The sequence below is a fragment of the Domibacillus indicus genome, assembly GCF_023715895.1.
GTDB classification, from domain to species: Bacteria; Bacillota; Bacilli; order Bacillales; family Domibacillaceae; genus Domibacillus; species Domibacillus indicus_A.
This window is the reverse complement of the sequence record NZ_JAMBOO010000174.1, coordinates 1-205: the sequence shown is the minus strand read 5'-3', so window position 1 is coordinate 205 and position 205 is coordinate 1. Positions and strand designations below refer to the sequence as shown.

The window sequence follows — 205 nt, the reverse complement described above, 5'->3', positions numbered from 1 at the left end:
CGTTGTCCGGAATTATTGGGCGTAAAGCGCGCGCAGGCGGCCTTTTAAGTCTGATGTGAAAGCCCCCGGCTCAACCGGGGAGGGTCATTGGAAACTGGAAGGCTTGAGTGCAGAAGAGAAGAGCGGAATTCCACGTGTAGCGGTGAAATGCGTAGAGATGTGGAGGAACACCAGTGGCGAAGGCGGCTCTTTGGTCTGTAACTGA

The 205-nt window shown here is 55.1% G+C and carries 1 rRNA gene; it reads left to right on the top strand.

The annotated features are described in order from the left end of the window. Positions 1 to 205, top strand: a 16S ribosomal RNA gene (locus tag M3221_RS26160); the annotation flags it as partial.